Here is a 23,932-nt window from a genome sequence, read left to right on the forward strand (position 1 = left end):
ATTTAAATCGGATGAAGTCACTAGACGGAATCAAATTTGCCGAAATGGTGCAGATGGGTGCCCATCACCTATCACAAAATGCAAGTTATGTTGACTCTTTAAATGTTTTTCCAGTTCCCGATGGAGATACTGGTACGAATATGAATTTGTCCATGACATCTGGTGCTAAAGAAACAGAAGTAAATGCACAAAAACATATTGGGAAAACTGCCCAGAGCTTATCAAAAGGATTATTAATGGGAGCCCGAGGAAATTCGGGGGTTATTTTGTCCCAGTTATTCCGTGGATTCGGAAAAGCGATAGAAAAAGAAGAAGAAATTGATGCCTATCGCTTAGCAAATGCGTTTCAAGCGGGTGTTGATACGGCCTATAAAGCTGTAATGAAACCTGTAGAAGGTACAATTTTAACCGTTGCCCGTGAAGCTGCTGCAAAAGCAGTAGAAGTTGCAGAAACGGAAACTGATATTATTAAAGTGGTGGAAGCATTAGTTGCTGAAGGGAAAAAATCATTGGATCGTACCCCTGACTTACTGCCGGTTTTAAAAGAAGTTGGTGTAGTAGATAGTGGTGGACAAGGTTTACTTTTCGTTTATGAAGGCTTTCTTGCATCTCTAAAAGGTGAAGCGCTTCCAGAACGTAACGATGCATCCCTTGATGATTTAATTAGTGCTGAACATCACCGGGCACAAGATTTTATGAGTACGGAAGAGATTGTTTTTGGCTATTGTACTGAAATTATGGTTCGATTAGAAAAAGATAAAGAGCCGTTTGATGAAATGAAGTTCCGTGAAGAGTTAAATGTCATGGGAGATTCTTTACTAGTTGTTTCCGATGACGAAATTGCAAAGGTACATATTCACTCTGAAACACCGGGAGCTGTACTTTCTGCAGGTCAAAAATATGGTAGCTTAATTAAAATTAAAGTAGATAACATGCGAGAGCAACATTCTGCTATTGTCAATGACCATTCCGATTCAGCAGTGGTTCCAGCAAAGAAAAAAGAAAAACATCCATATGCGGTTGTAACGATTGCCATGGGTGAAGGAATAGCGAATCTTTTACGCAGCATCGGCGCTTCTTATGTTATAGAAGGTGGACAAACGATGAACCCTTCTACAGAAGATATTGTTAAAGCGGTGAAAGAAATTGAAGCTGAACGTGTATTAATTTTACCGAATAACAAAAATATTTTAATGGCTGCTGAGCAGGCTGTAGAATTATTAGATATAGAAGCTGCAGTCGTACCGACGAAAACAATTCCTCAAGGAATGGCTGCTATTTTAGCCTTCAATCCTGAAGCTTCCGTAGAAGATAATAAAGAAGGAATGACTGAGGCGTTTTCCCATGTGAAGACTGGCCAGGTAACTTTTGCGGTACGTGATACTTCCATTGATGGTGTCGAAATTCGCAAAGATGATTATATGGCTTTAGCAGAAGGAAAAATCATTTTATCAACGCCTAAAATGTTAGAGGCAGCAAAAAAGGTCGTTTCTGAATTAGTTGATGAAGATTCAGAAATTATTACTATTTTATACGGAGAAGATGCAACAGCAGAGCAAGCGAATGAACTTTCAAGCTTTATCGAAAGTCATTATCCAGATGCTGAAGTAGAAATTGTAGAGGGAAAACAATCCTTATATCCGTTTATTTTATCAATCGAATAATCCATCTTGATAGCCTTCTCATAAATTATAGGGAAGGCTATATTTTTTATAAAGACAACCGTGGGTGTACAAATTTTTAGAAAACTATTTATTTTGAATGTCATAGAATGTTCATGATAAACTAGGCTTAAATTAAAAGACATTATCGAAATGATTTTCTATGAATCTGGAATAGAATAATCGTTTAAGGGGGAGATAGGTTGAAATTCACATCTGTATTTGACATCATAGGACCGGTTATGATTGGCCCTTCATCTTCTCATACGGCTGGTGCAGCACGCATCGGACGAGTGGCGAGAGATTTATTTGGTCGAAAACCTAAATGGGCAAAAATTCATCTATATGGCTCTTTTGCAGAGACGTATAAAGGACATGGAACGGACGTAGCGATTGTAGGTGGATTGCTGGATTTTGATACTTTTGATGAACGTATTAAAACGTCCTTTGAGCTTGCAAAAGAAGCGGGGTTAGAATTTGAAATTATTCCAGAGACGGCTAATAAGGAGCATCCGAATACGGCACGCATTGTTTTAGGGGATGAAATAGATGAGTTGTCGGTTGAAGGAATTTCTATCGGTGGTGGAAAAATTGAAATCAGTGAAGTAAATGGATTTAAGCTACGTTTAACGGGGGGTATGCCGGCTTTACTAGTTGTTCATGACGACCGTGCCGGTTGTATTGCAAACGTTGCCAATTGTTTGGCAATGCATCATGTCAACATCGGTCATATGGAAGTATCGCGAATTGAGCGTGGTTTAACCGCATTAATGGTCATCGAAGTGGACCAAAATGTTGATGATCGCATCATAAAACAAATTTCAATGATACCAAACATTACGAAAGTATCTAAAATTAACAATTAGGAGTGAGCTAGATGGACGTATTATTTCGAAACGTACGAGAATTGGTTGAACTTGCGGATAAAGAAAATAAGCTCATCTCTGATATTATGATTGAACAAGAAATGAACATGAGTGGACGTTCAAGGGAAGCCATTTTTGAACAAATGGATAAAAACTTAGTTGTAATGGAGCAGGCGGTTGAACGGGGGTTAAATGGTGTTCAATCCGTATCTGGTTTAACAGGTGGAGATGCTGTATTACTACAAAAATATATATCATCAGGTAAAAGTTTATCTGGAGACTTACTGTTAGATGCAGTAAGTAAAGCGGTTGCCACAAATGAAGTCAATGCTGCTATGGGAACAATTTGTGCAACACCAACTGCGGGATCAGCTGGAGTTGTTCCGGGAACTCTATTTGCCGTGAAAAATAAATTGAATCCTAGCAGAGAGCAAATGATTCGCTTTTTATTTACTTCTGGTGCTTTTGGATTTGTTGTAGCGAACAACGCTTTTATTTCTGGTGCAGCTGGAGGCTGCCAAGCTGAAGTCGGTTCTGCTGCAGGGATGGCAGCTGCTGCTATTGTAGAAATGGCGGGTGGAACACCAGCTCAAAGTGCAGAAGCCTTTGCTATTACGTTGAAAAACATGCTTGGATTAGTTTGTGACCCCGTTGCAGGACTCGTTGAAGTGCCGTGTGTAAAACGTAATGCGATGGGTGCTGCCAACGCAATGGTTGCCGCTGATATGGCACTTGCTGGGATAACAAGTCGGATTCCTTGTGATGAAGTAATTGGAGCGATGTTTAGAATCGGTCAAACGATGCACCCGAGCTTAAAAGAAACAGCCCGTGGTGGTTTAGCTGCAACGCCTACTGGTCAGGCTCTTGCTGCGAAAATCTTTGGGAGCGCGGTAAAAGTTGACTAGTATTACTGATCCGGTTATAGCTTTAAAAGGAATTGGGAAAGAAACGGCTGATCACCTCGGTGATATGGGAATTTATACGATAGAAGATTTAATTTGGACATTTCCATATCGACATGAAGATTATCGTTTGAAGGATTTGGCTACAACACCTCACAATGAGAAAGTAACCATTGAAGCAAGGGTAGAAAGTGTCCCTTCTGTCCTTTATTTAGGGAAAAATAAGTCACGAATTCAAGTAACCGTTTTAGCAGGAAGACATCTCGTAAAAGTTGTTTTTTTTAATCAAAATTATTTAAAAACAAAATTAACGCCAGGTACAATCGTAACCGTATCAGGGAAATGGGATAGAGGAAGACAGGTCATCAATGGTACATCCATCAAATTTGGCCCGAAAACCGATAATGCAGATTTTGAACCGGTATACAGTTTAAAGGGATCCATTCACCAAAATAAGTTTCGTAAATATATGCGACAAGCGTTAGATGTAATCGGTGGCGACATGGATGAAACACTTCCGAAGCATCTTTTGGAGCAATATCAGTTGCTCCCGATTTTAGATGCTTTGGAAGGAGTTCATTTCCCGAAAGATGCAAACCAGGCGAAACAGGCTAGAAGACGTTTTGTATATGAGGAACTGTTGCATTTCCAATTACGTATTCAATCTTTGCGTAAGGCAAGGAAAGAAAATGAAAAGGGCATTGCCATTGCCTATGATTTACAAAAAGTGCGTCAATTTATACAAAGGATTCCATTTGAGCTTACGAATGCTCAAAAAAGAGTCGTAAATGAAATTTGTAAAGATTTAAAAGAGCCCCATCGTATGAATCGTCTATTACAAGGGGATGTTGGTTCTGGTAAGACGATTGTTGCTGCCATTTGTCTTTATGCTGCCGTTACAGCGGGCTATCAAGGAGCTTTAATGGCACCTACAGAAATTTTAGCTGAACAACATGCTAAGTCTTTACAATCGTTGTTTGAACCGATTGGGGTGAAAATTGCACTGCTTTCAGGTTCTACTAAAACGAAAGAAAGACGGCTTTTATTAGAACAATTACAAAATGGAGAAATTAATATTTTAATAGGGACCCATGCGTTAATACAACCGGATGTTATTTTTTCTAATCTTGGATTTGTCATTACCGATGAGCAACATCGGTTCGGAGTAGAACAGCGTAGAATTCTTAGAGACAAAGGGATGAATCCCGACGTACTTTTTATGACTGCAACTCCAATCCCAAGAACGTTAGCAATTACTGCATTCGGTGAAATGGACGTTTCGATAATCGATGAATTACCAGCTGGACGTAAAGAAATCGAGACCCATTGGTTGAAGAAAGAACAATTAAATGCTGTCATTTCAAAAATGGAATTAGAAATACGACAGGGAAGACAAGCCTATGTAATCTGTCCCCTTATTGAAGAATCGGAGAAATTGGACGTTCAAAATGCAGTGGAAGTATATGAACAATTGGCGACGATTTTTAATGGTCGCTATAATGTAGGTTTAATGCACGGCAGACTTCTTTCAGAAGAAAAGGATGAAGTGATGCGAGCATTTACAGAAGGTAAGATCGATGTACTTGTTTCTACAACCGTCGTGGAAGTAGGGGTAAATGTTCCAAACGCTACTTTTATGGCTATTTATGATGCCGACCGATTTGGATTGTCTCAGCTTCATCAATTACGCGGCCGGGTTGGGCGTGGCCAGCATCAGTCCTATTGTATTTTGCTCGCAGACCCGAAAACAGATGAAGGGAAAGAGCGAATGTTGTCCATGACCCAAACAAACGATGGTTTTAAACTTGCTGAAAAGGACTTGGAATTGCGGGGACCAGGAGATTTCTTTGGAAAGAAACAGAGTGGATTGCCAGATTTTAAAATGGCTGATTTAGTCCATGATTATCGAACGTTAGAAGTAGCAAGGCAGGATGCTGCAAAGCTTATTTATGATGAGCAGTTTTGGCAAGATGCGGAATATCGTTATTTGCGTGAAATGTTAGAGGAATCCGGAGTTTTAACGGGAGAACGAATTGACTAAATAAATGCTTTTTTATGAACGTAACATTTTTTGTTGCGTTCTTTTTTTTTGAAATGTATACTGGTATTAGTACCAAGTGCTAAAAAAATTAGAAGTAGGTGACGAGGGATTGAAGCGAACAAAAAAAGAACGTCAACGACTACTAACGGAAACAATTGAACAGAACCCATTCGTCACCGATGAACAGTTAGCTTCCGAGTTTGGAGTCAGCGTTCAAACCATACGTCTAGATAGGATGGAACTTTCTATTCCTGAATTGCGTGAACGTATAAAAGACGTAGCTGCTAAAAATTATGAGAACGAAGTAAAGGCTCTACCAATTGATGAAGTAATTGGAGAAATTATTGATATTGAATTAGATCAACGTGCCCTATCTATTTTTGATGTGAAAGAGGAGCATGTTTTCCAACGTAATGGCATTGCGAGGGGACATCATTTATTTGCACAAGCAAACTCGTTAGCGGTTGCGGTAATTAATGATGAACTGGCATTGACTGTAAAATCAAATGTCATCTTTGTAAAACCTGTGAAAGCAGGTGACCGTGTGATAACGAAAGCAACAGTACGCGGCCAAGACGATCAAAAAAATCGTACATATATAGATGTTGTATCAACTGTAAATAATGAAACTGTTTTTAAAGGTGAATTTGAGATGTATCGCACGAAAGGTTTAGGTGACCAAAATGAAAATAGCAATTGATGGTATGGGTGGCGATCATGCACCGAAGTCAATCGTTGAAGGTGTATTGTTAGCATTAGAAGACTTTCCAAATATTGAAATTCAACTATACGGGAAACAACAAGAGTTGCAACCGTATTTAAAACAACATGAGCGTTTACAAGTAATCCACTGTGAAGAAGTTGTCGAAGGAGATGATGACCCAGCTCGGGCTGTACGTCGTAAAAAGGATTCTTCTATGGCGAAAATTTTAGAAGCGGTCACTGAGAAACGTGCGGACGCTTGTTTATCGGCAGGCAATACCGGTGCTTTAATGGCAGGTGGCTTATTTAAAGTCGGTCGTATTGAAGGGGTAGCTCGTCCGGCATTAGCGACAACTTTACCGACAATTGATGGCCAAGGATTTTTAATGCTAGATTTAGGTGCAAACGCCGATGCAAAACCAGAAAATATTTTACAATACGCCATTATGGGCTATGTTTATGCAAAAAAAGTAAGAGGTATCGACAATCCTCGAGTAGGATTATTAAATATCGGAACAGAAGATAAAAAGGGGAATGACTTAACGAAACAAGCGTTCACTTTATTAAAAGAATCCAACATTCATTTTATCGGCAATGTGGAAGCGCGTGATTTATTAAATAATGTGGCCGATGTCGTTGTAACAGATGGTTTCACAGGGAATATGGTTTTAAAATCCATCGAAGGTACAGCTGGTGCAATGATGACGATGTTAAAAGAAGCATTCATGTCTTCAGGAAAAACGAAAATCAGTGCATTGCTCATGAAAAATGAATTGAAAAACTTAAAAGGTAAATTAGATTATTCAGAGTATGGCGGCGCAGCGCTCTTTGGGTTACAAGCACCAGTCATTAAAGCCCACGGTTCTTCCGATGCAAGGGCAATCTATAGCGCTATTCGTCAAGCTTCAATTATGGTGGAACACCATGTTACGGAAGTTATTAAAGAGACAATTGCGGAAAGCCAAAAGTAATAACAAAAGGGATGTTAGAAAAGGGGATTAACATGACGAAAATAGCTTTTATTTTTCCAGGACAAGGCTCTCAACAAGTAGGGATGGGACAGGAGTTTGTTCAAAATAGTGAAGAGAGTAAAGCGTATTACGATCAAGCAGATAAAGTTTTACAATTTGAGTTATCCAAATTAATGTTAAATGGTCCGGTAGAGGAATTAACATTGACTTATAACGCACAACCAGCTTTATTAACAACTGGTGTGATGGTTGCAAAAAAATTAATGGATGCAGGTATTCAACCAGATTACACAGCTGGTCACTCTCTAGGTGAATATGGATCATTAGTGATTTCTGGAGCCATTTCCTTTGAAGACGCTGTTCAAATCGTTCATAAACGTGGACTATATATGAATGAAGCAGTTCCTGCTGGTCAAGGTGCGATGGCGGCGATTTTAGGTTTAGCGGCAGAACCTTTAAAGGAAGTTTGCGACAAAATTACTAGCGAAGGTGATCCAGTACAGCTTGCTAATTTAAATTGTCCTGGTCAAATTGTAATTTCTGGCACTAAAGATGGGGTGGAAAAAGCTTGTGTAGCAGCAAAAGAAGCTGGTGCAAAACGTGCTATTCCATTAGTAGTAAGTGGTCCATTCCATTCAGAGTTGATGCGCGGTGCTTCCGAAAAATTAGGAGAAGAATTAAAAAATGTTCAACTAACTGACCCTCAAATTCCTGTTGTAGGAAATGTATGGGCACAAGAGTTGAAAGATGTTTCTTCAATCCAACATGAATTAGTTGAACAAGTATATTCTCCGGTACAGTGGGAAAATTCCGTTAAATATATGATTGAACAAGGAGTTTCTATTTTTATCGAATGTGGACCAGGTAAAGTATTATCAGGTTTAGTGAAAAAAATAGACCGCTCAGTTAAAACATATTGTGTTTATGATGAAGCTTCTTTTAACGAAGTAGTGGAAGCTATTGGAGGAGAGCTAATTGGGTAAACTAGTAGGAAAAACGGCAGTAGTAACAGGTGCTTCCCGTGGAATTGGACGTGCAATCGCATTGCAACTTGCTTCTGAAGGTGCGAATGTAGTTGTAAACTATAGTGGAAGTGAACAAAAAGCACAGGAAGTAGTAAATGAAATCGAACAACTTGGTACAAAAGCTATTGCAGTACAAGCGAATGTTTCAGATACTGAGTCTGTACAAAATTTAATGTCGGCTGCAATTGAACAATTTGGTTCCATTGACGTTTTAGTAAATAACGCTGGTATAACGAGAGATAACCTACTTATGCGTATGAAAGAAGAAGAGTGGGATGAAGTAATGAATACGAACTTAAAAGGCGTATTCCTTTGTACAAAAGCTGTTACTCGTCAAATGATGAAACAACGCTCAGGTCGTATCATTAATATTTCATCCATCGTAGGTGTAATGGGTAATGCCGGTCAAGCAAACTACGTTGCTGCAAAAGCTGGTGTTATCGGGTTAACAAAAACAACGGCGAGAGAATTAGCATCCCGTAACATTTTAGTAAACGCCATTGCTCCAGGCTTTATTACAACGGAAATGACTGATGAATTGCCAGAAGACATTAAAAGCTCAATGTTAAATCAAATTCCATTAGCTAAATTAGGACAACCAGAAGACATCGCGAAGGCGGTTGTATTCTTAGCTTCTAATGATGCAAGTTATATGACAGGTCAAACTCTTCATATTGACGGTGGAATGTATATGTAATAAAAAACTGAAGTTAGTAAAATATTATTAATACGAAAGTAATTAATAGTTTACTTCTTTACAATTTATTGTTGATTGTATGAATAACTTCATATAAACTTTTAAATTTGTATAACGAAAATATCGAATTTATCCATTTGCGATAAATTAGCTATTTCGAATATACTATTTGAGGGGAGGTGACCGACTTGGCTACAGTATTAGAACGTGTTACAAAAGTAGTCGTTGACCGTTTAGGCGTTGACGAAAGCGAAGTGAAATTAGAAGCTTCTTTCCGTGAGGATTTAGGTGCAGACTCATTAGACGTTGTTGAATTAGTAATGGAACTTGAAGATGAGTTTGATATGGAAATTTCAGATGATGATGCTGAAAAAATTGGAACTGTTGGCGATGCTATCAGTTACATTGAAAGTAAAATAAGCTAAAAATTTAAAGAGGCACACATTTCGCATTCTAAGTAAAGCGTTAATTTGTGCCTCTTTTTATATTAGTTTACTGATTATACAAAGAAAAGTTGAATTTCTATCACTGAACAAGGTAAACTAAACGGTAGAATCTATTAGGAAGGCAGATTGTTCATGACAATAAGAAAAAAAGGGAATCATCAAAAAGTTGGGGTATTACCTGAAAAGGTAAGACATCAATTTGAATATTTACAAGAGGAATTAAATATTTATTTTCGAAACAAAAGTTTACTTTATCAAGCATTTATCCATTCATCTTATGTGAATGAGCATCGTCGCAAATTATTTACAGACAACGAAAGACTAGAATTTTTAGGAGACGCTGTTCTTGAACTTTCTGTATCTAAATACCTTTTTGAGCGATATCCCCATATGAGTGAGGGAGAGTTAACAAAATTACGGGCATCGATCGTATGTGAGCCGTCCCTTGTTATTTTTGCCAACGAATTAAATTTCGGTAAATATGTTCTTTTAGGGAAAGGGGAAGAGCTTACAGGTGGTCGTGAACGTCCTGCCCTTTTAGCGGATGTTTTTGAATCCTTCATTGGTGCTCTTTATTTAGATCAAGGGTTAGAAATCGTTGTAGCATTTTTAGAACGAATCGTGTTCCCAAAAGTAGAAGTCGGTGCTTTTTCGCATGTGATGGATTTCAAAAGTCAATTGCAAGAAATGGTTCAACAATCAAACAATGGTGTATTGCATTATGAAATTGTCGATGAAAAAGGACCAGCACATAACCGTACCTTTGTTTCGCGCGTTTTATTAAACGACAAAGAACTAGGAATAGGACGTGGGAAATCGAAGAAAGAGGCTGAACAACAAGCGGCGCAAAATGCGATGGTTGCATTAAATCAGTCTAGTTTTAAGGAGGAGTAGTATGTTCCTTAAACGACTTGAAGTAATAGGCTTTAAATCGTTTGCTGATCGTATTGGTATTGATTTCGTACCAGGTGTTACAGCGGTAGTTGGTCCGAATGGAAGTGGCAAAAGTAATGTAACCGATGCCATTCGATGGGTATTAGGAGAACAATCGGCAAAAAGTTTACGTGGTGCGAAAATGGAAGATGTTATCTTTGCAGGTAGTCAATCAAGGAAACCACTCAATTTTGCTGAAGTAACCCTTGTATTAAATAATGAAGATGAGCAAGTAGCAACACCATATTCGGAAATTAGTGTAACGAGACGTGTGTATCGTTCAGGTGATAGCGAATATTTGCTGAACAATCAGCAATGTCGCCTGAAGGATATTACGGACTTGTTTATGGATTCGGGACTTGGGAAAGAAGCATTTTCGATTATTTCTCAAGGACGAGTCGATGAAATATTAAATAGCCGACCAGATGATCGAAGAACGATTTTTGAAGAAGCAGCAGGAGTTTTAAAATATAAAATTCGTAAGAAAAAAGCAGAACATAAATTAGTGGAAACCGATGAAAACTTACATCGGGTATTAGATATTCTCCATGAATTAGATGGTCGTCTTGAACCATTACAAATGCAAGCATCTGCTGCCAATGACTATGTACGGATGACGGAAGAATTAAGGGAGTCCGACATAGCTTTAACGGTCCACGATTTATTGAATAATGGGAAAGATTTAGAGCAAATCAATGAAGAACATAAACAATTACAATCGACGGAACAACAACATGCTTTAGAAATTGCTAATTACGAAGGGCAGATTGATGATATCCGTGGAAAATTAAAAGATATCGATACAGTTTTAGACAGTGCCCAAGAACAACTAGTGGAAGCTAGCTCAGAGGTAGAACGTTGGGAAGGTCGGAAAGCCCTCACAAAGGAAAAGCGATCCAATGTATTAAAACAACTATCCCAATTGGAACAAGCATTACAACAAGCTAAAAACGAAGAGAAAGAATTAGCAGTAAGTGAAGAAGAGAAAAAATTACAATTTGCTGAAAAGCAAAAGGAAGTCCAAAAGCTAAAAAGTGAAATTAAGCAATTAGAGTTAACGCTAAATTCTTCTGCAGTAGAAATTGAAAAAGAAATTGAACAATCAAAGGATAAATACATTGATTTATTGAATGAAGAAGCTACAGTTAAAAATGAATTAAAGCATATTGAACAGCAATTAACACAACAGCTGGAAACAGCTGAACGGATGAATGATCGTTCTGCAGAAATGGCTAAAAAACTAGAACAAGTAACTGCCCAAAGACAGGAGCTTCAATCCATCGTTCAAAATTTAGAGCACAAACTGAAAGAAAAGCTTGAACAATATGAAGTAATGCAACAAAAATTGAAGAGCACTTCATCATCCTTTGAAGAAAAGCAACAATTGTTATATCAAGCTTATCAACATCAGCAACAGTTAAAAGCAAGAAAAGAAACATTAGCAGAGCTTGAAGCAGACTTTTCTGGTTTCTTCCAAGGGGTTAAGGAAATTTTGTTAGCCCGTGAACGGGGAGAACTAAGCGGTATTGAAGGTGCTGTAGCAGAATTAGTTCATGTTGACGCAAAATATTCAAAAGCGATTGAAACAGCTTTAGGAGCAGCATCCCAACATATCGTCACAGAAACGGAGCAACATGCTCAAAAAGCGATCGGTTGGTTAAAAGCAAAACGAGCAGGAAGGGCAACTTTTTTACCGAAAACGGTAATGAAATCCCGTAAACTTCAGCATACGCAATATGCATCAGCACTTGATCATCCATCCTTCGTCAGTCTTGCTTATGAACTAGTCGAGTTCGATGAATCTAATCGCTCCATTGTAGAAAATCTACTTGGAAATGTAATTGTCGCCTCGAATCTAGAAGGGGCTAGTCAAATTGCAAGAAGTTGTGGCTTTAGATATAGAGTTGTAACCCTTGATGGGGATATTGTCAATGCTGGTGGTTCGTTAACTGGTGGTGCTTCCAAGCAGCAATCTTCATTGTTTACCCGAAAAGCTGAACTTGATCAATTAACAGTGAAGCTTGAACAAATGGAAAATTCCATTATGCAAGCAGAAAAATCTGTTTCAGTTGAAAAAGAGACGTTAACGGTTTTACGGGAAAAATTAGAAGAATTGAAGCTGGAAGGTGATGCCCTACGTAGCGAGGAAATCGAGCAAAAGGCAAAGTTACACGCAATTGAAGTGGAAGAAAGATCATTGAAGGCAACAGTAAATGTTGCTTCTTCAGAACAAACTTCTATGACGACTAGAAAATCGACACTTCTACAACAAAAAGAAGAGGCGATGGAGCGGCTTGAACAGCTGAAAACGGAACTGGAGGAAGTGAATCAAACCGTTGATCAACTTACCCAGTTAAAATCTCAAGTGGAAACAGAAAAGGATGTTCTTCGAGAAACGTCGGCCCAAAAACGTTCTGAACTTGCCGTTGTACAAGAACAGTTAAGTCAGCTTCAAATTGCGACTGCTGAACTCGCCCTGCAACGTTCTAAAGCGAAGGAACAAGTAACTTCCATTACGCAAGAAATTCAATGGATTCAAAACGACGAGGTAAACGGTCCTTCTGAAGAGGAAATAGAAGCAACTGTTCAACAATGGTCGATTAAAAAGGATTTGTTAACAAAAGAAATCCAAAAAAATCGTGGATTACGTTTAGGGCATCAACAAACTTTATCTCGACTAGAAGAACAACTAAAAGAGCTGCAAAGACTTCATAAAGGTTACTTAGAAAGTTTACGAGCAGTTGAAGTAAAACGAAGTAGAGTAGAATTTGAAATCAATCGTTTACATACATTGTTGGAAGAACAGTATGAGCTTGATTTTGAAGAAGCTCAGCAACATGCAATTGAACTTGAAAACGTTGATCAAGTACGTCGAAAAGTAAAATTGTTAAAGCAATCAATCGAAGAATTAGGTCCGGTAAATTTAACAGCCATCGAAGAATATGAAAGAGTTTTAGAACGTCATACGTTTTTATCAGAACAACGTAATGATTTATTAGAAGCTCAAGAGACATTGCATGAAGCGATTCGAGAAATGGATGAGGAAATGTCTATTCGTTTTAGAGAGTCGTTCACAATGATTCAAACTCAATTTAGACACGTATTCCGAGAACTTTTTGGTGGTGGACAAGCAGATCTAGTATTATTGGATCCTGAAAATTTACTTGAAACTGGAATCGAAATCGTTGCACAACCACCAGGGAAAAAACTTCAAAATTTAAGTCTTTTATCCGGTGGGGAAAGGGCGTTAACGGCGATTGCGCTATTGTTCGCTATTTTAAACACTCGTCCAGTTCCATTTGTTATCCTCGATGAGGTTGAGGCAGCGCTGGATGAGGCAAATGTACAACGTTATAGTGAATATTTACGAAAATTAAGTAGTGATACACAATTTATCGTCATAACCCATCGGAAAGGGACGATGGAAGGGGCAGATGTATTGTATGGTATTACGATGCAAGAGTCCGGTGTATCAAAACTTGTTTCAGTAAAACTTGAAGAGGAAGCTGTATTGTAGGACAAAGGAGCGGAAGAAAATGAGCTTTTTTAAACGATTGAAGGAAAAACTTATTGGAAATACCGAAGAAGAAAAAGTTCAACAAGAGTTGGAAAATTCCGAGGTAGAAGTTAAATCCGATGATTCATCCCTGTTAATTGAAGAGGGTGAACAAATAAAATCGGTTGAAGAAATAGTAGATGAAGTAATCGAGGAAATTGAAGAGGCTGAAAACAAAGCTCAATCTGATACGAATCGTGAAAATGAACTCGAGCCTGTAGCGGAAGTAGTTGAGAAAAAACCTTCAGCATGGTCTATTACACAAAAATTTAAACAGGGACTTTCTAAAACTCGTGATACTTTTACATCTAAAGTAAACGATTTAGTTGCCCGTTACCGAAAAGTAGATGAAGACTTCTTCGAGGAATTAGAAGAAGTATTACTTCAAGCAGATGTTGGCTTCGATACAGTAATGGAATTAATGGATAAATTACGTTTCGAAGTACAACGTAAAAACATAAAAGATACAGAAGGTATTCAAGCGATTATTTCTGAGAAGCTTGTTGAAATTTACGAAGCAGGAGAGGAAGATATCGCAGAATTAAATTTACAACCGGATGGCGAATTAACCGTTATTTTATTTGTAGGGGTAAACGGTGTTGGTAAAACAACAACGATTGGTAAATTAGCCCATCGTTTAAAGTCCCAAGGGAAGTCGGTTATTCTTGCTGCAGGAGATACATTCCGTGCAGGTGCTATTGATCAGCTTCAAGTTTGGGGAGATCGAGTTGGTTGTGAAGTAATTAAACAATCAGAAGGGTCTGATCCAGCTGCAGTTATTTATGATGCAATTGGGGCTGCTAGAAAACGTGGAGCGGATGTATTAATTTGTGATACAGCGGGACGTTTACAAAACAAAGTTAATTTAATGAAAGAGCTGGAAAAAGTACATCGTGTTATTTCCCGAGAAATTCCGAATGCACCTCATGAAGTGTTATTAGCCCTTGATGCAACAACTGGACAAAATGCCCTTGTTCAAGCCCAAACATTTAAAGAAGCGACGAATGTAACGGGTATTGTATTAACGAAACTAGACGGGACAGCTAAGGGTGGTATCGTACTAGCGATTCGTAACAAACTTCATATCCCAGTTAAATTTGTTGGTCTAGGGGAAAAAATGGATGATCTTCAACCATTTGATGCAGAACGTTATGTTTACGGGTTATTTGCTGAAGGTTTAGAAAAAGAATTAGAGAAAATTGACGATTAAAAAATGAATTTACCTTGAGTGTAGATAAAGTGTTGTATTGCTTTATCTACACTTTTTATATTTACCCGAAATATTTTGTTTTAAGTAATGCTGATTGTTGACAGAAGATTTAGTATAATGTTGGGTGAAACGTAAGGGGGATTACAATATGGAGCGTCCAAAATTATGGACGAAAAATTTCGTTATGATATGGGGTATTAATTTTTTTACACATATTGTGTTTTATAGCTTGTTAGCTACTGTTACTCTACATGTGACTACCAATTTTGGAATGAGTCAAGGAGCAGCGGGATTAGCCGTTGGGATTTATGTTTTGACGGCGCTCATTGCACGTTTATTTGCAGGGAAAATCGTAGAAGTAGTTGGGAGTAAAAAAATTCTTGTTATTTCGGCAATCTTTTTCTTTATAGCGGTTTTAGCCCACCAATTCGCCTCATCCTTTTCCCTCCTCATGATCATTCGAGCAATGCATGGGTTTACCTTTGGCTTTTTAATGACAGCAGCTGGCGCGATTATGGCCGATGTAGTGCCGGATGAACGTCGTGGAGAAGGAACGGGCTATTATGCAACCGCAATGAACATTGCGATGGCGATTGGACCTTTTATCGGGATAATCATTATGAGAACGGCTACTTTTGAAATGTTGATATGGATTTTAGTTATAGTAGCCTTTTGTAATTTAATCGGTATATTTTTAACCGTTGCTACGCCAATACAACAAAAAGGGGATCAAAAGGTATCATTAACCTTTACATGGAATGATGTATTTGAGAAAAAAGCATTACCGATTGCCCTTTGTATTTTTACGTTAGCACTTGGTTACTCGAGTTTACTTTCTTTTTTATCCCTTTATACAGCCGATATTGGTTATGCATCAGTAGGAACATATTTTTTTGTTGTGTACGCGATTGCATTAGTTTTGACAAGACCAATTACTGGACGGTTATTTGACCGTTTAGGGGAAAATAAATTAACGTATCCAATGCTTACGATATTAGTAGTCGGTTTTTTTGTCCTCAGTCAAGCAAATAGTAGTTGGATGATTTTGCTATCTAGTGTCTTCATCGGAATTGGTTACGGGACAGTTCAATCCAATTATTTAGCTATTGCTATTAAGGAAGCTGATTCACACCGGAAAGCGACGGCAACTTCAACCTTTTTCATCTTTATGGATTTGGCAATTGGAGTAGGGCCATATATTTATGGGTTATTATTAGGGCAAATGAGTTATCGTTCGGTGTATAGTTTGACGGTAATTTGGATTTTACTTTCTATCGTTGTTTATTTTGTATTCCATGGTCGTAAAGCGAGTATTCGCCAACATCTACCGTTAGAAAACTAGCGAATAAATTCTACATAGAAAACCTTTTTGGACAAGGAAATTTCCTTGACAGTATATTTGAAAACATATATGATACAGTAGACAAATTATGATTGGAGAGATATTTTGATGCTTATTGAAAAAACAACACGCATGAACTTTCTCTTCGACTTTTATCAAGCATTATTAACAGATAAACAAAGAAGTTATATGGAACTTTATTATTTAGATGATCTTTCGTTAGGTGAAATTGCTGAAAGCTATAAAGTTTCCCGTCAAGCTGTATATGATAATATCCGTCGTACAGAGGCGATGCTTGAGGAATATGAAGATAAACTAAGATTATTTGAAAAATTTGGTGAACGTCAGCAAATCTTAGAGCAATTAACAATTGCAATAAAAGACGAAACGAAAACGGTTGAAGATCGTCTTACATTAATTAATCAACTAAAAGAAACGGATTAGGAGGCTAAACTAAACATGGCATTTGAAGGGTTAGCAGAACGACTCCAAGGAACAATCCAAAAGATTAAAGGTAAAGGTCTCGTTACCGAACAAGACGTTAAAGCGATGATGCGAGAAGTTCGACTTGCATTGATCGAGGCAGACGTTAACTTAAAGGTTGTTAAAGAGTTTGTTAAAAAAGTAAGTGAACGTGCAGTTGGCACTGAAGTGATGAAAAGCTTAACGCCAGGTCAACAAGTAATTAAAATCGTTCAAGATGAGTTAACATCATTAATGGGTGGCGAACAAAGCCCAATTAAATTTAATACAAAACCACCGACAGTTATTATGATGGTCGGTTTACAAGGTGCCGGTAAAACGACAACTACTGGTAAATTAGCGAACGTATTACGAAAAAAATATAATCGTAAACCTTTATTAGTAGCTGCGGATATTTATCGACCAGCTGCCATACAACAACTTCAAACATTAGGGAAGCAACTTTCCATTCCTGTATTTGCCTTGGGCGATCAAGTTTCCCCTGTGGAGATTGCACGCCAAGCGATAGAGCAAGCAAAAGAGGAACACCATGATGTTGTCATTATCGATACGGCCGGTCGTTTGCATATTGATGAAGAACTAATGGATGAATTGAAAAATATTAAAGCGTTAAAAGAGCCTGATGAAGTATTTTTAGTTGTTGATGCGATGACTGGGCAAGACGCCGTTAACGTAGCCCAAAGTTTTAACGAAACAATTGGAATTACAGGCGTTGTTTTAACGAAGCTTGATGGTGATACGCGCGGTGGTGCTGCGCTATCTATTCGTGCTGTAACAGAAAAACCGATTAAATTCGTCGGTATGGGTGAAAAAATGGATGCCCTTGAACCATTCCATCCAGAACGAATGGCTTCTCGTATATTAGGGATGGGTGACGTTCTTTCATTAATTGAAAAAGCACAAGCAAATGTTGATATGGAAAAGGCGAAGGAATTGGAAGAGAAATTCATGAACCAAAGCTTTACCTTTGATGACTTTGTTGAGCAGCTTCAAGCAGTGAAAAAAATGGGGCCCCTTGATGAAATTTTGAAAATGTTACCAGGTGCCAATAAAATTAAAGGTCTTGATAACGTTAAAGTAGATGAAAAACAAATGGGACGAATTGAAGCAATCATTTATTCCATGACATCTGCAGAGAAAAAACATCCTGATATTATCAATGCAAGCCGTAAAAAACGGATTGCGCAAGGGTCAGGTACTTCGATTCAAGAAGTGAACCGTTTACTGAAGCAATTTGAAGATATGAAAAAAATGATGAAACAAATGACAGGAATGTCCCAAGGAAAAGGGAAGAAAAAGATGAAATTACCTGGTTTAGATTCATTATTTAAGTAAAAAGTTGAAGGTTTTTTTTACTGTTAAGAAAAAACACTTTACAAACTACAGAAACATTGATAATATACTATCTTGTGTGAAACTTATTCGGAGGTGCAAGAAAAAATGGCAGTTAAAATTCGTTTAAAACGTATGGGAGCTAAAAAATCTCCTTTCTATCGTATCGTAGTAGCTGACTCTCGTTCACCACGTGACGGACGTCAAATTGAAACAGTTGGTACTTACAACCCACTTACTTCACCAGCTACATTAAACATCGATGAAGAGAAAGCTCTTAAATGGTTAGCTAATGGAGCAAAACCATCTGATACTGTACGTAACCTGTTCTCAGAACAAGGTATTATGGAAAAATTCCACAACCAAAAATTCAGTAAATAATCGGAGGTGGCGTCATGCAGAAGCTGATTGAAACAATCGTAAAACCGTTAGTCGATTATCCGGAGGAAGTTCGTATTGAGACGGATGAGAATTCGAGTCGAATTGTTTATAAACTTTTTGTCCATCCACAAGACAGAGGGAAAGTCATAGGCAAGCAAGGTCGTGTTGCAAAGGCAATTCGTACAATTGTTTATTCAGCTGCAGGCAGTCACCATAAGAAAAAGACTTACGTCGATATATTGGATTAAAAGAAAAGCGAAGGTGGCTTGATGAGCTATGAAGGTGCTTGAAGATTTGATTCTAGCATGCGACTCGCATAGGTTAGTTCATACTGAAGTGACCGTAACAGCTAACCACCAAAGCTGGACATAAAATAGGAGGGAGCCTAGGCTATCCCTTCTTTTTTATTACTCTTTTTAGTATGATAAAGTCGATAGAGTGAAGGATATAAATATAGAAAAATAATCGACTACATGTAAATACTTCAGTTTTGGCAGTTCCCTTTAAGTAAGAAATGTGAGCGGATTAGGGGACAGTTATTCTGAAGTAGAACGGATTGAAGGGTGGAATAATGACTATGGAATGGTTTAATGTAGGTAGAATCGTGAATACACATGGAATTCGTGGTGAAGTTCGGGTTCTTTCTTCTACAGATTTTGAAGAAGTTCGGTTTGCCCCAGGGAGTAAACTGGCGGTATTCAAAAAAGATGAAAATAAACCAACGTGGGTTACGGTAGAAAGCTCTCGTCGCCATAAAAACTTTATATTATTAATGTTTAAAGGTTACGATAACATTAATCTTGTAGAGCCATTTAAAGAAGGTCTTCTAAAAGTAACGAAAGATCAACTTGCGGATGACGAATTAGAGGAAAATGAATATTACTACTTTGAAATCATGGACTGTGAAGTGTTCTCTGAAGAGGGAGAAAAAATCGGAACGGTTTCAGATATTTTACAAACTGGTGCCAATGATGTATGGGAGATTAAAGCACCAAACGGGAAAAAACATTATATTCCGTACATTGAGGATATTGTAAAAGAAATAGATGTAGATGAGAAAAAGATTACGATTCACGTTATGGAAGGGCTTTTATGATGAATATACATGTTTTAAGTTTATTCCCAGAGATGTTTACAGGTGTTTTCGGTTCATCTATTTTGAAAAAAGCTCAAGAAAAAGAAGCTGTAACATTATCCGTATCGGATATTCGTGAATTTAGTAATAATAAACATAAACAAGTCGATGATTATCCTTACGGTGGAGGAGCGGGGATGGTATTAAAACCGGAACCAATGTTTCAAGCGGTAGAGACGATTACAGAAGGCCGTAAACCGCGAATTATCCTCATGTGCCCTCAAGGTGAACGATTTACTCAAAAGAAGGCAGAAGAGCTTGCTAAAGAGGAAGAACTTGTTTTCTTATGTGGGCATTATGAAGGGTATGATGAACGAATACGACAACATCTTGTTACAGATGAAATTTCCATCGGTGATTTTGTTTTAACGGGTGGAGAATTACCTGCGATGACGGTTATTGATGCTGTTGTAAGACTACTGCCTGGCGTTTTAGGACAAGAAGATTCCCATATCCATGACTCCTTTTCCACGGGGTTACTTGAACACCCTCACTATACACGTCCAGCAGAGTTTAGAGGGATGAAAGTGCCTGACGTTTTATTATCTGGTAATCATGCAAACATTGAAAAATGGCGACAAGAACAGTCATTAAAACGTACGTTTGAAAGACGTCCTGACTTACTAGAACAAATGGAATTAACAAAGGACCAACAAGCTTTTATTGAAGCTTTAAAGAACCAAAAATAATTTATATATTACTTGCATAAATCAATAGTTTTATGGTAATATTCAATCTGTGCTTCTTTTATGAAGTGCTGAATTACGGTGTTCCGCTGTGGCCAAAGAGGACTGCAAGAGCATCTGTCTAAGGAGAGAAAAACAATGTCAAATATTATTGCAGAAATTACAAAAGAACAACTTCGTTCTGATCTACCAACTTTCCGTCCTGGTGACACTGTACGTGTACACGTGAAAGTAGTAGAGGGTACTCGTGAACGTATCCAAGTTTTCGAAGGTGTTGTTATTAAACGTCGTGGTGGCGGAATTAGCGAAACTTTCACAGTTCGTAAAATTTCTTACGGTGTTGGTGTTGAACGTACATTCCCTGTACACACTCCAAAAATCGCTAAATTAGAAGTTATCCGTCGTGGTAAAGTACGTCGTGCTAAACTTTACTACCTACGTAACCTACGTGGTAAAGCAGCTCGTATTAAAGAAATTCGATAATCACTTTTTAAGAAAGGGGGCTTGTTTGCAAGCTCCCTTTTCTTTTTGCTTGTCATAGATCATCCATTTACAATAAAATAGTGTTAGATGGGGGGATTTCTCTCGTGGAGAAAACAAAAAAAGAAAAAAATGAACTTTGGGAATGGATTAAAGCACTCGTTATTGCCTTTGGAATAGCTCTTATTATTCGCTATGTATTCTTTACACCAATTGTAGTTGATGGTGAATCCATGATGCCTACATTAAAAAATGGTGACCGAATGATTGTAAACAAAATTGGTTATAAAATCGGGGAACCGGATCGATTTGATATTGTAGTATTCCATGCACCAGAAGGTAAGGATTACATTAAACGGGTAATTGGACTTCCAGGGGATCATATCGAATATAAAGACGATCAGCTCTATATTAATGGAGAACCAATTGATGAGCCTTATTTAGACGAGTATAAATCCCAAATAACTGAGGGTACACTAACACAAGACTTCACTTTAGAAGAAATTGATCCAAATTTAGAAGTTGTGCCAGAAGGATACGTATTTGTCATGGGGGATAATCGTCGTTATAGTAAAGATAGCCGCCATATTGGGGTTGTTAGTCAAGATGAAATTATCGGAGATACAAGTATCGTATTTTGGCCATTAAGCGAAATGAAAATTGTAGATTAATTTTTCGATTGAAGGAGGTTCTATGCAATCTCCTTTTCTTTTTGATACATAAGAAAAAAGTAGTAAACATCAAGATTACATAAGGAGGAAAACAACATGACGATTCAATGGTTTCCAGGACATATGGCGAAAGCTAGACGTGAAGTTCAAGAAAAACTAAAGCTTGTTGATATTATTTTTGAACTAATCGATGCCCGATTACCTCTTTCTTCGAGAAATCCGATGATTGACGAGGTGATTAATCAAAAACCTCGACTTCTCATTTTAAATAAGGCTGATATGGCCGATGAAACGGAAACGCATAAATGGGTTCAGTATTTTGCAAATAAAGGTCATATGGCTGTTGCTATCAATTCATTAGATGGAAAAGGGCTGCAAAAGGTGACAAAAGCTGCTCAAGAAATTTTAGCTGATAAATGGGCACGCATGAAAGCAAAAGGAATGAAGCCTAGAGCAATCCGAGCAATGATTGTAGGCATCCCTAACGTCGGTAAATCAACATTAATTAACCGTTTAGCAAAGAAAAATATTGCAAAAACAGGAAATACACCTGGGGTAACGAAGTCCCAACAATGGATTAAAGTAGGAAAAGAGTTAGAGTTGCTAGATACGCCAGGAATTTTATGGCCGAAATTTGAAGATCAAGAGGTAGGGTTAAAACTTGCTTTAACAGGTGCCATTAAAGATACGATTATCAATATGGAAGATTTAGCAGTGTACGGATTACGCTTTTTATCGATCCATTATCCGAAACGAATGGAAGAACGTTATGGAATTACCTTTGTTCATGAAAATTTAGTTGAAACCTTTGATCATATTGGAAAACGAAGAAATGTATTTGGTCCAGGTGGAGAAATCGACTATGACCAAGTGGCAGAAATTATCGTTCGTGATATACGCAATCAACATTTTGGCAAATTAAGCTTTGATATCGTTGATGAGCAATTAGAAAAGGAAGCAGTAGCTGAAAGTTAAAAGCTATTACAATTGAACTTTGTGTAAACGAAGAACTATCCCTTCTAATGGAAAAATGAGGGATAGTTCTTTTTTAAGCAATGTTGGTATCGTTCATTATTTGACTTAGTTCCAATTTTCAGACCAAATCAACCGTTAAGATGAGAATATAAAGCTATCTGTTTTCTAAGGATACGACCAATGATAAACTATAGTTATCAAAATTTCCCAAATGATTAGTTTTTCCTTAGCTAGATAGTTAAAGAGAAATTGGGTCGGAAAGGAGGATACATGCAAAAAGTAATTAAAATAGCACTAAGCATTAGCTTTATTATCTATCTACTAGCATTGGTTGTTACTTTGTTTTTAGGGACAAGGAGAGGTTATGTATATACAGATTTTTCGCTGTTTGAATATATAAAAAAATCATCTAATATTGTTCCCTTCAAAACAATAAATACATATATCATGGCTATATTTGATGGAAGTATGAATATGGATATACCTATAAAAAATCTTTTTGGTAATTTAATTTTGTTTTTACCTATGGGAATTTATCTTCCATATTTTATAAGAAAAGTAAACATAATAAGTGGGTTTTCTATTTTTATGTTTTTACTGTTATTTGTTATTGAATTCATACAATTAGTTACAAGAAGAGGAAGTTTTGATATTGATGATGTCATTTTAAATATGCTCGGTGCTTTTATAGGTTATAGTATTTGGAAGGTTGTTGAAAGATACTTAAGTAGAACTAATAAGTATTCTTCAATTAACAGTGTCCATTAATTTGGTTTTTGTAAATAAAATACTTTAAAAGGGAACTCCCAAATAACGGGGTTCCCTTTTTGTTTTAAAATCAATAGCGTGGTTTAAGTAGTGCTATCTAAGCTATTATTAGGTAATAGATGCTAAAAGAAAAAATGATTATGCAGGCATGTCCGTAGAAGTAGGCGTTGCGTAACCTTGTTCATATGTCGCATCAATTGCATTTCGTATCTCTTTTAAAGACTTTCCTTGTTGATACATTTGGACAGATGCTACTGCAATTTCTAAACAGACTTGGCAACGAGTGCCGTGGTCATCCCATACAACGGATCCATCATCCCGTTTTTCTGCAATGAAGCAATTTAAATTATTGCGATGACCTGCACTTTCCCCGCACCCACAATAACAAGGAATCCATTTTAATATATCGGTAGCTTGTCCTGCTACTTCATAAACAAGTCGAATATCTTCCGGTTGGGAGTTTAAAAAAGAAGGTAATTGTTTCACAGAATCAGTCACTTCTTGAAGGTCCCCAGAAAGATGGTTGTGGCTAGTTGTTGAATCGTTCTCTAGATGTTGATCAGTATGTTCAGCTGTATGTTCTTCCGTATGTTGTTCATCTTTTGTAGCATTTCCACAAGCGGATAAAAGAAGGAGAATGCTAGCAAAAAGAGGAAATATTTTTTTCAT

The 23,932-nt window shown here is 37.5% G+C and carries 24 protein-coding genes; 23 read left to right on the forward strand and 1 reads right to left on the reverse strand.

Going from position 1 to position 23,932, the window contains the following annotated elements; genetic code table 11:
• The first annotated feature begins 11 nt into the window (after window positions 1-11).
• The 23 genes from MHH69_RS05475 (at window position 12) to MHH69_RS05585 (ending at window position 23,263) form a co-directional block, all read left to right on the forward strand.
• Window positions 12-1,664, forward strand: a complete 1,653-nt coding sequence (locus MHH69_RS05475; protein ID WP_122970318.1) for a DAK2 domain-containing protein — start codon at window positions 12-14, stop codon at window positions 1,662-1,664.
• 200 nt (window positions 1,665-1,864) lie between these two features.
• Window positions 1,865-2,527, forward strand: a complete 663-nt coding sequence (gene sdaAB, locus MHH69_RS05480; RefSeq protein ID WP_341361865.1) for an L-serine ammonia-lyase, iron-sulfur-dependent subunit beta — start codon at window positions 1,865-1,867, stop codon at window positions 2,525-2,527.
• 11 nt (window positions 2,528-2,538) lie between these two features.
• On the forward strand, window positions 2,539-3,432 hold the full coding sequence (sdaAA, locus tag MHH69_RS05485; RefSeq protein WP_122970320.1) for an L-serine ammonia-lyase, iron-sulfur-dependent, subunit alpha: 894 nt from the start codon (window positions 2,539-2,541) through the stop codon (window positions 3,430-3,432).
• Window positions 3,425-5,470, forward strand: coding sequence for an ATP-dependent DNA helicase RecG (gene recG / locus MHH69_RS05490; protein WP_122970321.1), 2,046 nt, complete (start codon window positions 3,425-3,427; stop codon window positions 5,468-5,470). Before sdaAA ends, recG begins: the two co-directional genes overlap by 8 nt.
• A gap of 109 nt (window positions 5,471-5,579) precedes the next feature.
• Complete coding sequence (fapR, locus tag MHH69_RS05495) at window positions 5,580-6,170, forward strand: transcription factor FapR (protein ID WP_122970322.1); 591 nt, start codon at window positions 5,580-5,582, stop codon at window positions 6,168-6,170.
• Entirely contained in the window at window positions 6,154-7,143 is a 990-nt protein-coding gene (gene plsX / locus MHH69_RS05500; RefSeq protein ID WP_122970323.1) for a phosphate acyltransferase PlsX, read from the forward strand. The genes fapR and plsX overlap by 17 nt, the downstream gene beginning before the upstream one ends.
• Before the next feature lie 32 nt (window positions 7,144-7,175).
• Entirely contained in the window at window positions 7,176-8,126 is a 951-nt protein-coding gene (fabD, locus tag MHH69_RS05505; RefSeq protein WP_122970324.1) for an ACP S-malonyltransferase, read from the forward strand.
• A complete protein-coding gene (gene fabG / locus MHH69_RS05510; RefSeq protein WP_122970325.1) occupies window positions 8,119-8,865 on the forward strand; it encodes a 3-oxoacyl-[acyl-carrier-protein] reductase in 747 nt (248 codons plus the stop codon). Before fabD ends, fabG begins: the two co-directional genes overlap by 8 nt.
• Before the next feature lie 188 nt (window positions 8,866-9,053).
• On the forward strand, window positions 9,054-9,290 hold the full coding sequence (acpP, locus tag MHH69_RS05515; protein WP_122970326.1) for an acyl carrier protein: 237 nt from the start codon (window positions 9,054-9,056) through the stop codon (window positions 9,288-9,290).
• A gap of 153 nt (window positions 9,291-9,443) precedes the next feature.
• On the forward strand, window positions 9,444-10,205 hold the full coding sequence (gene rnc, locus MHH69_RS05520; RefSeq protein WP_122970327.1) for a ribonuclease III: 762 nt from the start codon (window positions 9,444-9,446) through the stop codon (window positions 10,203-10,205).
• Window position 10,206: 1 nt separating this feature from the next.
• Entirely contained in the window at window positions 10,207-13,761 is a 3,555-nt protein-coding gene (gene smc, locus MHH69_RS05525; RefSeq protein WP_122970328.1) for a chromosome segregation protein SMC, read from the forward strand.
• 19 nt (window positions 13,762-13,780) lie between these two features.
• The gene (gene ftsY / locus MHH69_RS05530) at window positions 13,781-15,010 is read left to right on the forward strand and encodes a signal recognition particle-docking protein FtsY (protein WP_122970329.1); all 1,230 of its coding nucleotides are present in this window, start codon (window positions 13,781-13,783) and stop codon (window positions 15,008-15,010) included.
• Between the two features lie 148 nt (window positions 15,011-15,158).
• Window positions 15,159-16,352 carry an MFS transporter gene (locus tag MHH69_RS05535; RefSeq protein ID WP_341361866.1) on the forward strand — a complete coding sequence of 398 codons (1,194 nt, stop codon included), beginning with the start codon at window positions 15,159-15,161 and terminating at the stop codon, window positions 16,350-16,352.
• A 108-nt stretch (window positions 16,353-16,460) separates the two neighbouring features.
• A complete protein-coding gene (locus tag MHH69_RS05540; RefSeq protein ID WP_122970331.1) occupies window positions 16,461-16,796 on the forward strand; it encodes a putative DNA-binding protein in 336 nt (111 codons plus the stop codon).
• Between the two features lie 15 nt (window positions 16,797-16,811).
• The gene (ffh, locus tag MHH69_RS05545) at window positions 16,812-18,170 is read left to right on the forward strand and encodes a signal recognition particle protein (protein WP_122970332.1); all 1,359 of its coding nucleotides are present in this window, start codon (window positions 16,812-16,814) and stop codon (window positions 18,168-18,170) included.
• A 105-nt stretch (window positions 18,171-18,275) separates the two neighbouring features.
• Window positions 18,276-18,548, forward strand: coding sequence for a 30S ribosomal protein S16 (rpsP, locus tag MHH69_RS05550; RefSeq protein WP_122970333.1), 273 nt, complete (start codon window positions 18,276-18,278; stop codon window positions 18,546-18,548).
• A gap of 14 nt (window positions 18,549-18,562) precedes the next feature.
• Complete coding sequence (locus tag MHH69_RS05555; protein ID WP_122970334.1) at window positions 18,563-18,796, forward strand: KH domain-containing protein; 234 nt, start codon at window positions 18,563-18,565, stop codon at window positions 18,794-18,796.
• A 329-nt stretch (window positions 18,797-19,125) separates the two neighbouring features.
• Window positions 19,126-19,644 carry a ribosome maturation factor RimM gene (gene rimM, locus MHH69_RS05560; protein ID WP_122970335.1) on the forward strand — a complete coding sequence of 173 codons (519 nt, stop codon included), beginning with the start codon at window positions 19,126-19,128 and terminating at the stop codon, window positions 19,642-19,644.
• The gene (trmD, locus tag MHH69_RS05565; protein ID WP_122970498.1) at window positions 19,644-20,372 is read left to right on the forward strand and encodes a tRNA (guanosine(37)-N1)-methyltransferase TrmD; all 729 of its coding nucleotides are present in this window, start codon (window positions 19,644-19,646) and stop codon (window positions 20,370-20,372) included. Before rimM ends, trmD begins: the two co-directional genes overlap by 1 nt.
• Window positions 20,373-20,507: 135 nt before the next feature.
• The gene (rplS, locus tag MHH69_RS05570) at window positions 20,508-20,852 is read left to right on the forward strand and encodes a 50S ribosomal protein L19 (RefSeq protein ID WP_036171707.1); all 345 of its coding nucleotides are present in this window, start codon (window positions 20,508-20,510) and stop codon (window positions 20,850-20,852) included.
• A 104-nt stretch (window positions 20,853-20,956) separates the two neighbouring features.
• Window positions 20,957-21,520 carry a signal peptidase I gene (gene lepB, locus MHH69_RS05575; protein ID WP_122970336.1) on the forward strand — a complete coding sequence of 188 codons (564 nt, stop codon included), beginning with the start codon at window positions 20,957-20,959 and terminating at the stop codon, window positions 21,518-21,520.
• Between the two features lie 96 nt (window positions 21,521-21,616).
• A complete protein-coding gene (ylqF, locus tag MHH69_RS05580; protein ID WP_122970337.1) occupies window positions 21,617-22,495 on the forward strand; it encodes a ribosome biogenesis GTPase YlqF in 879 nt (292 codons plus the stop codon).
• A 270-nt stretch (window positions 22,496-22,765) separates the two neighbouring features.
• The gene (locus MHH69_RS05585; protein ID WP_122970338.1) at window positions 22,766-23,263 is read left to right on the forward strand and encodes a VanZ family protein; all 498 of its coding nucleotides are present in this window, start codon (window positions 22,766-22,768) and stop codon (window positions 23,261-23,263) included.
• A gap of 138 nt (window positions 23,264-23,401) precedes the next feature.
• Here the strand turns inward: MHH69_RS05585 and MHH69_RS05590 are convergent, their stop codons facing one another.
• Window positions 23,402-23,932: a PCYCGC motif-containing (lipo)protein gene (locus tag MHH69_RS05590; protein ID WP_341361867.1), complete on the reverse strand. Its 531-nt coding sequence runs from the start codon at window positions 23,930-23,932 to the stop codon at window positions 23,402-23,404.

Source organism: Ureibacillus sp. FSL E2-3493, from assembly GCF_038077515.1.
In the GTDB taxonomy this organism is placed as follows: Bacteria; Bacillota; Bacilli; order Bacillales_A; family Planococcaceae; genus Ureibacillus; species Ureibacillus halotolerans.

Coding starts and splice junctions, on each gene's coding strand:
- ftsY (WP_122970329.1), top strand. CDS start 13,781: ATGAGCTTTTTTAAACGATTGAAGGAAAAACTTATTGGAAATACCGAA.
- ffh (WP_122970332.1), top strand. CDS start 16,812: ATGGCATTTGAAGGGTTAGCAGAACGACTCCAAGGAACAATCCAAAAG.
- MHH69_RS05555 (WP_122970334.1), top strand. CDS start 18,563: ATGCAGAAGCTGATTGAAACAATCGTAAAACCGTTAGTCGATTATCCG.
- ylqF (WP_122970337.1), top strand. CDS start 21,617: ATGACGATTCAATGGTTTCCAGGACATATGGCGAAAGCTAGACGTGAA.
- plsX (WP_122970323.1), top strand. CDS start 6,154: ATGAAAATAGCAATTGATGGTATGGGTGGCGATCATGCACCGAAGTCA.
- trmD (WP_122970498.1), top strand. CDS start 19,644: ATGAATATACATGTTTTAAGTTTATTCCCAGAGATGTTTACAGGTGTT.
- MHH69_RS05585 (WP_122970338.1), top strand. CDS start 22,766: ATGCAAAAAGTAATTAAAATAGCACTAAGCATTAGCTTTATTATCTAT.
- rimM (WP_122970335.1), top strand. CDS start 19,126: ATGGAATGGTTTAATGTAGGTAGAATCGTGAATACACATGGAATTCGT.
- rnc (WP_122970327.1), top strand. CDS start 9,444: ATGACAATAAGAAAAAAAGGGAATCATCAAAAAGTTGGGGTATTACCT.
- MHH69_RS05475 (WP_122970318.1), top strand. CDS start 12: ATGAAGTCACTAGACGGAATCAAATTTGCCGAAATGGTGCAGATGGGT.
- MHH69_RS05590 (WP_341361867.1), bottom strand. CDS start 23,932: ATGAAAAAAATATTTCCTCTTTTTGCTAGCATTCTCCTTCTTTTATCC.
- MHH69_RS05535 (WP_341361866.1), top strand. CDS start 15,159: ATGGAGCGTCCAAAATTATGGACGAAAAATTTCGTTATGATATGGGGT.
- rpsP (WP_122970333.1), top strand. CDS start 18,276: ATGGCAGTTAAAATTCGTTTAAAACGTATGGGAGCTAAAAAATCTCCT.
- fabD (WP_122970324.1), top strand. CDS start 7,176: ATGACGAAAATAGCTTTTATTTTTCCAGGACAAGGCTCTCAACAAGTA.
- sdaAA (WP_122970320.1), top strand. CDS start 2,539: ATGGACGTATTATTTCGAAACGTACGAGAATTGGTTGAACTTGCGGAT.
- rplS (WP_036171707.1), top strand. CDS start 20,508: ATGTCAAATATTATTGCAGAAATTACAAAAGAACAACTTCGTTCTGAT.
- MHH69_RS05540 (WP_122970331.1), top strand. CDS start 16,461: ATGCTTATTGAAAAAACAACACGCATGAACTTTCTCTTCGACTTTTAT.
- smc (WP_122970328.1), top strand. CDS start 10,207: ATGTTCCTTAAACGACTTGAAGTAATAGGCTTTAAATCGTTTGCTGAT.